This window comes from Mycobacterium sp. Root135, from assembly GCF_001426545.1.
Lineage (GTDB): Bacteria > Actinomycetota > Actinomycetes > Mycobacteriales > Mycobacteriaceae > Mycobacterium.
In genome coordinates this window covers 327,469-338,817 of the sequence record NZ_LMEZ01000005.1, presented here as the reverse complement: position 1 = coordinate 338,817, position 11,349 = coordinate 327,469, and the positions used below count along the sequence as shown (strand labels likewise).

Annotated in this window: 12 protein-coding genes; 11 read left to right on the top strand and 1 reads right to left on the bottom strand. The window is 62.5% G+C overall.

Annotated features, from left to right (window positions below; all coding sequences use genetic code 11):
- Nucleotides 1-13: 13 nt before the first annotated feature.
- Genes ASD37_RS12785 through ASD37_RS12755 form a run of 7 tightly spaced genes read left to right on the top strand, consistent with a single transcriptional unit; the run spans nucleotide 14 to nucleotide 7,632 of the window.
- Nucleotides 14-1,045: an MCE family protein gene (locus ASD37_RS12785; protein ID WP_056551333.1), complete on the top strand. Its 1,032-nt coding sequence runs from the start codon at nucleotides 14-16 to the stop codon at nucleotides 1,043-1,045.
- Nucleotides 1,042-2,370, top strand: coding sequence for an MCE family protein (locus tag ASD37_RS12780; protein WP_056553198.1), 1,329 nt, complete (start codon nucleotides 1,042-1,044; stop codon nucleotides 2,368-2,370). The genes ASD37_RS12785 and ASD37_RS12780 overlap by 4 nt, the downstream gene beginning before the upstream one ends.
- Before the next feature lie 2 nt (nucleotides 2,371-2,372).
- A complete protein-coding gene (locus ASD37_RS12775) occupies nucleotides 2,373-3,716 on the top strand; it encodes an MCE family protein (protein WP_056551332.1) in 1,344 nt (447 codons plus the stop codon).
- Nucleotides 3,713-4,843 (top strand): virulence factor Mce family protein, encoded by a 1,131-nt coding sequence (locus ASD37_RS12770; RefSeq protein ID WP_056551331.1) that lies wholly within the window; start codon nucleotides 3,713-3,715, stop codon nucleotides 4,841-4,843. The genes ASD37_RS12775 and ASD37_RS12770 overlap by 4 nt, the downstream gene beginning before the upstream one ends.
- Before the next feature lie 3 nt (nucleotides 4,844-4,846).
- On the top strand, nucleotides 4,847-6,307 hold the full coding sequence (locus ASD37_RS12765) for an MCE family protein (protein WP_056551330.1): 1,461 nt from the start codon (nucleotides 4,847-4,849) through the stop codon (nucleotides 6,305-6,307).
- The gene (locus ASD37_RS12760; protein ID WP_056551329.1) at nucleotides 6,271-6,906 is read left to right on the top strand and encodes a hypothetical protein; all 636 of its coding nucleotides are present in this window, start codon (nucleotides 6,271-6,273) and stop codon (nucleotides 6,904-6,906) included. The genes ASD37_RS12765 and ASD37_RS12760 overlap by 37 nt, the downstream gene beginning before the upstream one ends.
- 51 nt (nucleotides 6,907-6,957) lie before the next feature.
- Nucleotides 6,958-7,632 (top strand): hypothetical protein, encoded by a 675-nt coding sequence (locus ASD37_RS12755; RefSeq protein WP_082570119.1) that lies wholly within the window; start codon nucleotides 6,958-6,960, stop codon nucleotides 7,630-7,632.
- 46 nt (nucleotides 7,633-7,678) lie between these two features.
- Here the strand turns inward: ASD37_RS12755 and ASD37_RS12750 are convergent, their stop codons facing one another.
- Nucleotides 7,679-8,143, bottom strand: coding sequence for a CAP domain-containing protein (locus tag ASD37_RS12750; RefSeq protein ID WP_156720867.1), 465 nt, complete (start codon nucleotides 8,141-8,143; stop codon nucleotides 7,679-7,681).
- Nucleotides 8,144-8,538: 395 nt separating this feature from the next.
- On the opposite strand from ASD37_RS12750, the gene ASD37_RS12745 reads away from it, so the two are divergent.
- The 4 genes from ASD37_RS12745 to ASD37_RS12730 all read left to right on the top strand — a co-directional run bounded on the left by ASD37_RS12745 (nucleotide 8,539) and on the right by ASD37_RS12730 (nucleotide 11,336).
- Entirely contained in the window at nucleotides 8,539-9,438 is a 900-nt protein-coding gene (locus tag ASD37_RS12745; protein WP_082570181.1) for an alpha/beta hydrolase family protein, read from the top strand.
- 92 nt (nucleotides 9,439-9,530) lie between these two features.
- Nucleotides 9,531-9,920 carry a DUF732 domain-containing protein gene (locus tag ASD37_RS12740; RefSeq protein WP_056551328.1) on the top strand — a complete coding sequence of 130 codons (390 nt, stop codon included), beginning with the start codon at nucleotides 9,531-9,533 and terminating at the stop codon, nucleotides 9,918-9,920.
- Between the two features lie 745 nt (nucleotides 9,921-10,665).
- Entirely contained in the window at nucleotides 10,666-10,872 is a 207-nt protein-coding gene (locus ASD37_RS12735) for a hypothetical protein (RefSeq protein WP_156720866.1), read from the top strand.
- Nucleotides 10,873-10,877: 5 nt separating this feature from the next.
- On the top strand, nucleotides 10,878-11,336 hold the full coding sequence (locus tag ASD37_RS12730) for a VOC family protein (RefSeq protein WP_056551326.1): 459 nt from the start codon (nucleotides 10,878-10,880) through the stop codon (nucleotides 11,334-11,336).
- Nucleotides 11,337-11,349 lie beyond the last annotated feature (13 nt).

Here is an 11,349-nt window from a genome sequence, read left to right as displayed (position 1 = left end):
GTGAGGAAGATCGATGAAGGACAACCTCTCCGGCGCCATCTGGCGCCTGACCGCCTTCGTATCGGTGTGCCTCCTAGGACTGTTCGCGTTGTTGGCGGTGTTCGCCCAACTCCGGTTCGAAGACAAAGGCGGCTACCACGCCGAGTTCACCAACGTCTCCGGACTCAAGAACGGTGACTTCGTACGCATGGCCGGCGTGGAAGTCGGCCAGGTGGAACACATTGCCGTTCAACCCAATGCGGTCGTCCTGGTCGACTTCACCGTGGATTCCGGCGCGGTCAGCATGACGCAAGGCACCCGGGCCGCGATACGCTACGACAACCTCATCGGAGACCGGTTTCTCGCCATCGAGGAGGGAGCCGGTGATGTGCAGCCGCTGCGCCCCGGCCAGACCATCCCCCTCTCACGCACCGATTCCGCGCTCGACCTCGACGCGTTGATCGGTGGTTTCCGCCCTCTGTTTCGCGCGCTCAATCCGGAACAAGTGAACGCGCTGAGCGGCCAGCTCATCCAGGCGCTGCAGGGCCAGGGCGCCACCATCAACTCGTTCTTGGCTCAAACCTCTTCTTTGACCAACACATTGGCGGACCGCGATCAGCTCATCGGGGACGTCATCACGAACCTCAACACGGTGCTGGGGTCGCTGGGGGACCAAGACGCGCAGTTCGACAAAGGAGTGCAGTCGTTGTCAGAACTTGTGAAGGCGCTGGCAGACCGCCGCGGAGACATCACCAACAGCATCGCTCACGCCAACGACGCCGCGGGGACCGTTGCCGACCTGCTCAGCCACGCCCGCCCACCCTTCAAAACGGTTGTCGCCCAGACCGACCGAGTGGGAGCGCGGGCTCTGAGTGATCACGAGTACCTCGAACGGTTGATAGACACGCTCCCCGACAAGTATCGGGCACTCGGTCGGCAGGGCCTCTACGGAGACTTCTTCAGCTTCTACCTCTGCGACGTCATTCTGAAGATCAACGGCAAGGGTGGTCAACCGGTGTACGTCAAGGCCGCCAGCCAAGCCTCGGGGCGGTGTGCTCCAAGGTGAAGCGCTTCTCCGAACGCAACCCGTTCATCATCGGCGCAGTCGGCGTGGTGGTGCTCTCCGTGATGGTGGTGGCTGCATTGAGCTACAAAAAGCTGCCCTTCATCAATTCCGGCGCGGCATACAGCGCGGACTTCGCGCAAGCCGGGGGTCTGACGACCGGCGCCGCAGTGCAAGTCGGGGGTTACCGCGTCGGTGACGTCACCGGCATCGAGCTCGACGGCGCCAAGGTCGTCGTCAGCTTCACCGTCGACGACTCCATTCCCTTGGGCGACCGCACCGAAGCAGCCATCAAGACCAAGACGCTGCTGGGTTCCAAAGTCTTGGAGGTCATTCCGCGCGGCGACCACACACTGTCCGGATCCATACCGCTGGACCACACCACCTCGCCCTATCAACTTCCTGACGCGCTAGGGGATCTGACGGAGACGATCAGCGGGCTGAACACTGACCAGGTGTCCCAGTCCCTCGACACCCTTGCCCAAACCTTTTCGCAGACACCACCCGATCTCAAGATCGCGGTGCAGGGGGCAGCGCGCTTCGCCGAGACCCTGAACAAGCGTGACGCCCAACTACGTTCGTTGCTCGAAAACGCACGCAAGGCCACCACCGTCCTTGCTGAGCGAACCGACCAAATCGTCACCCTGGTCTCAGCCACGAACGCCCTCTTGGCCGAACTCCGCACGCAGAGCGCTTCGCTAGATGCGATCTCGCGCAACATCTCTGCCGCGAGCCGACAACTGAGCGGATTCATCGACGACAACCATCAGCAGCTCAAGCCGGCCCTGGAGAAGCTGAACGGGGTGTTGACGATCATCGACGATCGCAAGGGCAAGGTGCAGGAGTCGATCAAGGGTGTCAACGCCTACTCGCTGGCACTGGGTGAATCGGTGTCCTCAGGACCGTTCTTCAACGCCTACATCTCCAACCTCCTCCCTGGACAGTTCGTGCAACCCTTCGTCGACGCGGCATTCTCGGATCTAGGGTTGGATCCCAACGTCAAGTTGCCCTCTGAACTGACCGATCCCCAGACCGGTCAGCCGGGAACGCCCGCCCTCCCCGTACCCTTCCCGCGGACAGGGCAAGGAGGCGAGCCACGCCTCACCGTCCCCGACGCGATTACCGGCAATCCCGGCGATTCGTCCTGTGGGAACCCGGCGTCCCCGTCACCGGGCCCGGGTTGCTATCCCTACCGCGAGCCGGTGCCGGCGCCGCCGCCAGGTGGGCCGCCACCCGGGCCGCCATCGCCCGGCGCAGCCGATGTTCCTGCGCAGGAACCCATCTACGTCCCAGCGCCCGGTGAACCCCCAACCCAGGCAGGAAACTGACCGTGACCTCCAAAAAACGACTGCGGTCGGCAGTAGCCGTCGCGCTGGTGGCGATTCTCACTGGTGCCGTGCTGTACGCAACGGGTGTCACCGGGCGTCTCGACCGAACCACGTTCACGGCGTATTTCGCCAACAGCAACGGTATCTACACCGGCGACGAGGTTCGAATTCTCGGCGTACCGGTCGGAAAGATAGACAAGATCGAGCCTGCTCCCGACAACGTCAGGATCACGTTCTGGGTCGAAGACAAGTACAGGGTGCCCGCCGACGCCAAAGCCGTCATCCTGTCCCCGTCTTTGGTGACCTCGCGTGCCATCGAGCTAACACCGGCCTACACCGGCGGACCGTCGTTGAATCGAGGCGCGGTCATCCCACTGGCGCGCACCGCCGTACCGGTTGAATTCGACGACTTTCGCGTACAACTACAACGCCTCACCCAAACGCTTCAACCGACCCAACCCGGCGGCGTCAGCACCTTGGGGGCCTTCGTCAACACCGCAGCTGACAACCTGCGCGGTGAAGGGGCGAACATCCGCGACACGATCATCAAACTGGCACAGGCATTCTCCGCTCTTGGCGACCACAGCACCGACATCTTCTCGACCATCAAGAACCTGTCGACGTTAGTGTCCGCGCTGCAGGGCAGCACAGATTTGATGCGTCAGCTGAACGGTAACCTGGCCTCGGTCACAGGACTCCTCTCCAACGATCCCGGCGAAGTCGCGACCGCAGCAGAGGACCTCAACACCGCCATCTCGCAAGTCAGCAGTTTCGTAGCCGACAACCGTGAGAACGTCGGAACGACCTTCGACAAACTCGCGTCCATCAGCCAGGCGCTCAACGACAGCCGCGAAGACCTCAAACAGACGTTGCACGTAGCGCCCACCTCGATCAGCAACTTCGTAAACATCTACCAGCCCGCACAGGCCACCTTCACCGGTGTACTGGCCGCACAGAACTTCTCCAACCCAGTGTCGTTCTTGTGCGGCGCCATTCAAGCCGCATCGCGGCTCAACGCCGAACAATCCTCCAAGCTGTGCGTGCAGTACTTGTCGCCCATCCTCAAGAATCGCCAGTACAACTTTCCCTTCGTGGGGTTGAACCCGATCGTGGGCGCACAAACTCGGCCCAACGAAGTCACCTACAGCGAAAATTGGATGCGCCCAGACTTCGTGCCTCCACCCATTGCGGAACCGACGCAGATGTCCCCACCCGACGGAGCTGCCGTCGTAACGCCGCTTCCTGCCGAGGCGCCCATCGACCAAGCAGCGCAAACTGATCCGATCGCCACCGACCCGACCGCGGGGCTGCCGGGTCTGATGCTCCCTCCCGGCGGCGGCTCATGAAGACGCGGCAATGCCGGGTGGTCATCGCGATAGTGGTGGCGGCGTTCTGCCTCGCAAGCTGCGGGTGGCGGGGTGTGAACAGCTTGCCTCTGCCCGGCACCGAAGGAGGGGGCCCAGGATCGTTCACCGTCCAAGCGCAGCTGCCAGACATCACCAACATCCAGCGCAACTCACGGGTGCGGGTGGGTGACGTCACCGTGGGAAGCGTCACCAAGATTGAAACGCAAGGCTGGCATGCTCTGGTCACCATGCGTCTCGACGGAGACGTACACCTTCCCTCCAACGCGACCGCCAAGGTGGGGCAGACCAGCCTGTTGGGTTCGCTGCACATCGAATTGAGCCCCCCCATCGACGCCACCCCAGAAGGCAAACTGCATGACGGCTCACTCATCCCGTTGGACAATGCCGGGGCGTACCCGACCACCGAACAAACCCTCGCCACGGTTTCGATGCTGCTCAACGGCGGCGGAATCGGCCAAATAGAGGACATCACCACGGCATTCGCCACAGCATTTGCCGGTAGAGAGCAGGATCTGCGGAGTCTGATCGGGCAGCTAGACACCTTCATCGCCAATACCAACGCCCAAACCGACGACATCATCGCCGCCACTCAGAGTCTCAACGGGCTCGTCGGCACCCTCGCGGACAACAAACCCGTCATCGATACCGCCTTACGCACCATCCCCGACGCGTTATCCGTCGTCAACGCACAGCGTGACAACCTGGTTGAAGCCCTCGACCAGATTGGCAAATTCACTGCGATCGCGGCAGATTCGGTGCATCAAACCAAGGATGCACTGGTACAGAACCTCAAGAACCTGGGCCCGGTGCTGCAGTCTCTAGCGGACGCAGGCCCCGCCATGACGCGGTCGTTGAGCCTGCTGACCACCTATCCCTTCCCCAACGAAACGATCGAGAATTGGGTTCGCGGCGATACCGCCAATCTCACCGCGATCATCGACTTGACCCTGAGCCGCTTGGACAACTCGTTCCTCACCGGCACGCGCTTCGAAGGCGAACTCACCGAATTGGAACTGCAGTGGGGTCGCACCGTTGGGCAGATCCCGAGCCCCTACTCCGCGGCGAATCCCTTGACCGCTCCCTACCACCTCGATCAGGGGCCGTAAGCCATGCGCTTGGATCGCCGAGTACGACTCCAGCTCACCGTGTTCATCGTCGTAGCAATGGTTTTCGCAACGATCATGGTGTTCGGTTACATGAAACTTCCCGCGCATCTGTTCGGCATCGGCAGGTACACCGTGACTTTGCAGCTTCCTGAAACAGGTGGTCTCTACAAGAATTCCAACGTGACCTACCGCGGAACCGAGGTCGGCCAAGTCGAGAAGGTCGAATTGACCCCGGCCGGCGTTGAGGCGACTCTTGCGCTCAAGTCGGACGTCAAGATTCCCGCCGATGTCAAGGCGGAGATACACAGCCAGTCCGCGGTCGGTGAACAGTACGTCGCCTTGATTCCGCGCGGTGGACATGGATCGACGTTGGCCGACGGAGCTAACATCCCGACGGCCGACACCTCGATCCCGCCCGACATCAACTCCCTTCTCGACGCCACCAACCGCGGCCTGCAGGCCATCCCGCGCGACAACTTGAAGACGGCCATCGACGAGGCGTACACCGCCGTGGGCGGACTCGGGCCCGACATTGCCCGCTTCGTGCGTGGATCGACCAGCCTGGCGATCGATGCTCGCGCGAATCTGGACCCACTCACGGCGCTCATCGACCAGGCGCAGCCGGTGCTCGACTCCCAAGCGGACACTTCAGATTCCATCGGCGCGTGGGCGTCTCACGTTGCCAGTGTCACCGAGCAACTACGCACGCACGACAGTGCAGTCTCGGGCATCTTGGCCAACGGTGGCCCGGCTGCCGATGAGGCCCGCCAACTCGTCGACCGTCTTCAGCCCACACTCCCGGTGCTGCTCGCCAACCTGGTCAGCCTGGGCAACATCGCCGTCGCGTACCAACCCGCGATCGAGCAACTGCTCGTCCTGGTTCCGCAAGGGGTCGCCGAGCTCCAAGCCGGCGTGGTGGCCAACCTTGGGACCAAACAGGCCTACAAGGGCGCATTCTTGAGCTTCAACCTCAACCTCAACAACCCCACGACATGCAACACCGGTTTCCTACCCGCTCAGCAGCAACGGGTCGCCGCCATGCAAGACGCCCCCCCACGTCCCGCGGGTGACATTTACTGCCGCATCCCACAAGACTCGCAGCGCAACGTCCGCGGTGCACGCAATCTCCCGTGCCTCACCGTTCCCGGAAAGCGAGCACCCACGGTGAAGATGTGCGAGAGCGATCAGCAGTACACCCCGCTAAACGATGGCTACAACTGGAAGGGCGATCCGAACCAAACCCTGACTGGCCAGGGCGTCCCACAGCTCCCCGAGAACACGCCACTCATCCCGGCCGTCGCCGCTCCTGTCGCGCCGCCACCCATCGCGATCGCCGAATATGACCCAGCCACCGGCAGCTACATCGCACCAGACGGAAAGCTCTACACCCAAGCCGATTTGGCCCAGACGACATCGAAGGACAAGACGTGGCAGACAATGCTGACACCCCCGACATCGCCGTAGAAGAGTCGTCCGAACCAGAAATCGCCGAAATCGACGGATCCCCGTCCGAGCCCGGTGACGACGGCGACGTGCGTGCCAAAGAGGATGCCGCAGGAACGGCGCCGCCTCGAGTTCATTCGCCCGTGCGGGCTGCCGTCGCCGTGTTGGTCGTAGTTCTCGCCGCGCTCACGGGCGTTGGTGTCTGGTCGTTCTATCAGACGTCGCAAGAACGTCACGCCGACGAACACCGTCAGATGTTGCTCGGCGTCGGTCGGCAAGCTGCGATCAACCTGACCACCATCGACTACACGAACGTTCAGGCGAACATCGAACGCATCCTCGACTCGTCGACGGGCACCTTCCACGACGACTTTCAGCAGCGTTCGACCCCCTTCGTGCAAGCGGTGACCGCGGCGCAGTCGAAGTCGGAGGGAACCGTGACGGAGGCCGGCGTCGAGTCGCAGGACGGGGACACCGCGCAGGTCTTGGTCGCCGTCGCCGTCAAGACGTCGACGGCCGGTGTCGACGAACCCCAGCCGCGGGCCTGGCGGATGCGCATTGCGGTTACCCAGCCACCCGGAGAGGACGCCAAGGTGTCCGACGTGCAATTCGTCCCGTAACCGCGCGGAGACGCCGACCCCGTCCGCCGAACCTCTATTTGGAGACCACCCATGAGCATCCGACTCCTGCCCCGCCGTCACCCAACCAGCGAGACGCCGCAAGCCGAACCGAGCGCTGCGTCCACTGGTGCGCTCTCAACCAACGAGCCCTCGAACCGCGAGGTGGTAGGTGATGCACAGGACGAGCAGCAGTCGAAGGACGACGATGCCATCCGTGTGGAAACCTCATCCAAACCGACGCTCTCGCCATGGAAACGACGACTGGTGTTCCTGGTGCTGCCCATCGTGGTCCTAATCGCCACAGCAGCGGTGGCCTATCTTCGCTACGAGAAGGAGACACTCGGTACGGCCGACGCCGCTCGCGCGGCGTCGGTCCAAGCAGCGCGCGACGCCACCACCGCAATACTGTCCTACCGGCCCGACACCGTAGAACAAGACCTCGCAGCTGCTCAATCGAAACTCACCGGCTCGTTTCGGGACTCTTACGCGTCGCTGACGAGAGACGTCGTCATTCCAGGCGCCAAGCAAAAACAAGTCTCGGCGGAGGCAAGCGTTCCCGCCGCTGCGTCCGTGTCGGCGACCGGAAGTCACGCGGTGGTTCTGGTGTACGTCAACCAGGCCGTGATCGTCGGAAACGATGCTCCGAGCAGCACGATGTCAAGCGTCCGCGTCACCCTGGACAAGGTTGACGGAGCGTGGTTGGTATCCGGCTTCGACCCCGTGTGAGCCGTTCTTGGACAACGACATTGACGGTGCTGGACCGAAGGAGAACCTAGGTCACCGTTCCGTAGACGGCAACCACGACGGTGCGATCGAAGCTGTTCTCCGACCAAACGCCCACGGCATTGTGACTGCAGTCCTGCATGATCGCCCGCGAGGCTGGGTCATACCACCACTGATTCAGAATCTCGACGCCACTGATCGCCAGTGCAGGATTGATCGCTACGGTCTCTGCGACGGGGCCAGCGAAGCCCGCGGCGACAGCGCGATCCGCCACGGTACTACCGTCAGAACCGATGTCGCCGTTGACTTCACGGTGGTCACGAACGTCGAAGGTGTGACGCCGCGCCGCCTCCACGAGACGCGAGTCGACCTTCGGCTCCGTCGTGCAGCCATTGCGTTGTTGAGCAGTGTAAATGTTGCTGTAGAGGCTCTGGTTGAGGCGTCGGTTATCCGCCGCCGCTTGTCCGGACGTCACCGTTGCCGCCAGGGAGCATGCGGAGACGAGTACGCCCACGCGGACCGCCCACCGTCGTACGAGGCGCGGTTGCGCATACAGCTTCAACGTCGTCGTCCTCCGGCAGTAGCGACAAGTCTGGATCATCAGGCTATACGTGTATAGCACCCGAGTGTTCTGGGCGGAGCGATTTCGAAGTCTTCATCGTTCCGGCCAGATGGTTCAGATATACGTGTAAAGTCGCCCCAGTCACTTCATCGGCTGGCACGCCGACCATGCTGTGGTTACAGGTCTCGTCAACCAATTCCCCTGTGCAAGTGGAGGTCAGCGACATGGCAGAACGAAAGCCGATTCTCGCTGGATTCCACCGGACACGGGCAACCGACGGGCGCATGGTGACGCACGCCGTCCACTGTCGGTCTGCACAACCGAGCGCCAGGCTCATGGCGCTTCGTATGGCGCTGTTGGAATCCACAATCCGACTTGGCGTGGTGCTGCGCGTTGGCTTCGTCGCCGCACTCGTAACGTTGGTCGCGCCAATATCTTCGGCTCACGCCAGCGGCATCGAGTACCTCATGGTGCCTTCGGCATCAATGGGCCGCGACATTCCTGTGGCATTCCAAGGCGGCGGAGTGCATGCGGTGGTACTGCTCGACGCGTTCAACGCCAACCCAGAGATAAGCAACTGGGTGGGGGTCGGCGCCTTTAACTCTCTTGCCAACAAGGGCATATCGGTCGCTGCTCCCGCGGGTGGGGCATGGAGCTTGTACACCAATTGGGAGATGGACGGAAGCAAACAGTGGGAGACGTTCCTCGCCGAGGAGCTCCCAAACTGGCTCTCGGCCAACAAGGGTTTGGCTCCGAGCGGGCACGCAATCGTCGGTGCCGCACAGGGTGGGACCGCGGCACTGACGCTGGCCGAGTTCCACCCCGACCGCTTTCGCTATGCCGGCTCCCTCTCGGGCTTCCTAGCCCCGTCCAGCACGGCGATGAACGGTGCCATCACGGCAGGCATGAGCCAGTTTGGCAATGTCAACACTCAGGCGATGTGGGGCGCGGCCCAGCTTGGACGCTGGAAATGGCACGACCCCGGAACCCACATCAAGCTATTGGTGGACAACAACACTCGGCTATGGGTGTACAGCCCAGGCGCACTCGACTGCAGTGACCCCGCAGCCATGATCGGATACTGCGACCAGGCGCAGGGCAGCAATCGCACCTTCTACCAGGACTACCGCCGCGTGCTCGGGACCAACGCGCACTTCGACATCGGATCAGCTGGACGTCACGATTGGGGCAGCTGGGGGCCGCAGCTCGCCGCGATGTCGGGCGACCTCAGCGCCGCGATCCGGTGAACCAGGTGACAGCTCCGAGCGGCCTTCAGATCAGCGGATGTCATTGTGCGAAAAGCCCCGTGGATTTGTCAGCGAGAGGAGAACGTGCCGTCATGTCGCCTCAAGTTCCCGGAAGCGTATCTGCACTGCGCAGGTCTCTCATCGCGGCGATCTGCCTCGGCCTCGTTGCGGCGTCTGCTGCGACGGCACCGCCAGCATCCGCCGTTCCAGGCCCCGAGGTGGAGTACACGTACAACGTCATCGTGCGGCGCCACTTCGACTTTCCGAACAACGATGCCATCGGCTACGGCTTCGGGATCTGTGAAAAACTCAATCATGGTGTGGGATATGGCCAGTTGATGAGTGATGTCAAACGTGACGTCCTGCCTAACGACGAGCAGGCGGCCAACTACGTGGTGTCCTATGCGGTCGGCATCCTGTGCCCTGCTGACATTCCGCAGCTGCGAAGCTCTGCCGGGGGCTATCGCCCGCCGCCCGCTTGACATGTCGCTGTGGCTGGGGCGTGCCAGCCGCGCCGGCTATGTGACTCTTGCGCTTAGCGCGCTGCGGTCGTGTGGCACGACGAGTTGGGCGAGTTGGCTGCGGCGGTCGCGGGTGTTCGCTTGCGGCGTCACGTGACGTATGGCTCTGGTTTGGCGAGGGTGCAATTTGGGAGATGCAGAGGCGCTGGCGCGCCCCCAGCTCACACCGGCTGCGCATTGGACATGAACTTGAGATAAACGCGGTGGACACGCTGTGAGACAGGCTGCGTCATCGCAGTTCAGCGGTCCGCGAGTGGCCGCAGAGTTTGAGAACGTACATGATTTGTGGCCTCAAGTTTGATGTCCAATTCTCAACTCAAATGTCCACACGATGTCCAATTGGACATTTCAGTGAGGTTTTCGCCCGGCAGCGCGTCCGCAGTGTGCCGTCACTTCGATCGGGGAAGCGGGATGCGCAGCGGGCAACGTGAGACAAGATATGAGACACCGCGACCTGGGGTTCGGCGGCGGGGGAGTGGCTAACCAAGGGCTGTGTCTTTTCTCTACAAACGAGACAGTGCACGTGTTGTGCAAATTTCACAGAGCCTGACTGTTCTGCGCTGAATGCGACCGCTGTGGCGGGTCCCCGACCTGATCGTCGACGAAAGTCGACACCACGACCGAGACGGGTCGCACTCGGAAGCTCTTGCAAAGACTTCACTCCGGGATTCGTCACCGGGGGCCGCTGACGCCATAGCCGATGCTCGTGTCCAACAAGCGGTTCAAGGCGGCATCGACGCCGCACCTCGAAGGGAGAAACATCAGCGCACACCGACAGCAGCCGCAGTCCGGCTCGTATGCCGAGCAGATCTCCTGCAGCCGCAAACACACTGCGGCAGCGCTCGGTCACTACGCCAGTAAAGTGAGCGTCCCGATCGTGCCCGATGTCGTGTACGCGTGCATGGCAGGCTGAGATCCATGGAACAGAACTTCACGGGTATCGCGCATACCGGTATCACCGTCCGCAACCTGGACGACGCACTGGCCTTCTGGGTCGGCGTGCTGGGTTTCGCGCTTGAGCGTCGGTTCCACCTCGACGGCGAACTCGCGGAAGGAGTCACCGGAGTCAACTCGGCAACCATCGACGTGGCGGTAGTCAGCCTCGGGGAGCAATCCGTTGAACTGCTGCAGTATCTCTCGCCGCCGAACCGTATGATCGTCCGTCCCGAACCCTGCGACGTTGGTTCGGTCCACCTCGCGCTCAACGTGATCGACATGGACGCGGCCATCGAAGCAGCCTCCTTGGCGGGCTGGGTTCCCGCGGGACCGCCAGTGGTCGCGACCCATGGTCCTCGTGCCGGGACGGCCTTCATCTACCTGTCCGACCAGCACGGCGGAACACTCGAGTTCATTGCAGCACCGACGGCCGCTGAGTAGTCCCCGCACAGTC

Coding starts and splice junctions, on each gene's coding strand:
- ASD37_RS12730 (WP_056551326.1), top strand. CDS start 10,878: ATGGAACAGAACTTCACGGGTATCGCGCATACCGGTATCACCGTCCGC.
- ASD37_RS12740 (WP_056551328.1), top strand. CDS start 9,531: ATGTCGCCTCAAGTTCCCGGAAGCGTATCTGCACTGCGCAGGTCTCTC.
- ASD37_RS12785 (WP_056551333.1), top strand. CDS start 14: ATGAAGGACAACCTCTCCGGCGCCATCTGGCGCCTGACCGCCTTCGTA.
- ASD37_RS12745 (WP_082570181.1), top strand. CDS start 8,539: ATGGCGCTGTTGGAATCCACAATCCGACTTGGCGTGGTGCTGCGCGTT.
- ASD37_RS12755 (WP_082570119.1), top strand. CDS start 6,958: ATGAGCATCCGACTCCTGCCCCGCCGTCACCCAACCAGCGAGACGCCG.
- ASD37_RS12765 (WP_056551330.1), top strand. CDS start 4,847: ATGCGCTTGGATCGCCGAGTACGACTCCAGCTCACCGTGTTCATCGTC.
- ASD37_RS12770 (WP_056551331.1), top strand. CDS start 3,713: ATGAAGACGCGGCAATGCCGGGTGGTCATCGCGATAGTGGTGGCGGCG.